This is a genomic window from Parabacteroides sp. AF19-14 (assembly GCF_003635485.1).
In the GTDB taxonomy this organism is placed as follows: Bacteria; Bacteroidota; Bacteroidia; order Bacteroidales; family Tannerellaceae; genus Parabacteroides; species Parabacteroides distasonis.
Genome location: NZ_QTMJ01000035.1, coordinates 1 through 1,256, shown reverse-complemented (window position 1 = coordinate 1,256; position 1,256 = coordinate 1). Strand labels below are relative to the sequence as shown.

The following is a 1,256-nucleotide window of genomic DNA, read 5'->3' as shown; positions in this document are numbered from 1 at the left end:
CCATGCAGAAAGAGGATTTCGCAGCCCTTTGGAAAACCATTCATCTAAAAGTGACGGACACTTATGAAGTGCCGCCCGAAATACTTTGGGTGAACGGCTCTACCATTGGCACGCTGGGTAATTTCAGCGCATCCACGGGTAAAGCCAAGAGCAAAAAGACATTCAACATCTCCGCTATCGTTGCGGCAGCGTTGAAGAATGACGAGGTACTGAAGTATTCGGCATGCCTGCCACCGAACAAACGGAAAATCCTCTATGTAGATACCGAGCAGAGCAAATACCATTGCCATAAGGTAATGGAGCGTATTTTGCGGCTTGCAGGACTGCCTACCGACAAGGACAGGGAGGATTTTGTTTTCATCGTGCTAAGGGAGCAGACACCCGACAAGCGGAAGCAGATTATCGGCTATATGCTGGAAAATATGCCCGATGTGGGGTTGCTCATCATTGACGGAATCCGTGATTTGATGTACGACATCAACAGCCCCAGCGAATCGACAGACCTAATCAACCTCTTGATGCGCTGGTCAAGCGGATATAACCTGCATATCCATACCGTACTGCATTTGAACAAGGGGGATGACAACACAAGGGGGCATATCGGTACGGAACTGAACAACAAGGCTGAAACCGTCCTGCAAATCACGAAAAGCCAGCAGGACGGTAACATAAGCGAGGTAAAGGCGATGCACATACGTGACCGGGAGTTTGACCCGTTCGCATTCCGTATCAACGACAGCGCATTGCCGGAAGCTGTGGACGGTTATGTATTCAAGCAGCCCAGCCAAGACAGGGGCTTTCCACTGGCAGAACTGACGGAGCAACAGCACAGGACGGCTTTGGAAAACGGTTTTGGCAAACAGGTTATATATGGTTACGAGAATGTCCTAAAGACCTTGAAACAAGGCTATGCAAGTATCGGCTACGAGCGTGGGCGCAATATCCATGTGGAACTGAACAAGTTCCTTGTGAACAAGCGCATGATTGTGAAAGAGGGCAAGGGTTACCGCTATAATCCCGATTTCCATTATTAAAAGTCAGTTTGGTTTAGTCCGGGTGTATATATAAGAGGAACGGACTTACTATTTCCCTGTATCGGAACAAGCAGGTTTAGTATGGTACGGGTATATATATAACGAACTAAACAGGACTGGCGCATTTTTCAACTATTTTTTAATCCCCAAAAAAGAAAATGTTATGAACATCGAAGATGTAAAACAAATACCCATCGCAGACTATCTGCACAGTTTAGGTTA

1 protein-coding gene is annotated in these 1,256 nt (G+C 46.8%); it reads left to right on the top strand.

All coding sequences use genetic code 11. The annotated features are described in order from the left end of the window. Positions 1-2: 2 nt before the first annotated feature. Positions 3-1,034, top strand: a complete 1,032-nt coding sequence (locus DWX33_RS21325; RefSeq protein WP_122381011.1) for an AAA family ATPase — start codon at positions 3-5, stop codon at positions 1,032-1,034. Positions 1,035-1,256: the final 222 nt, after the last annotated feature.

Coding starts and splice junctions, on each gene's coding strand:
- DWX33_RS21325 (WP_122381011.1), top strand. CDS start 3: ATGCAGAAAGAGGATTTCGCAGCCCTTTGGAAAACCATTCATCTAAAA.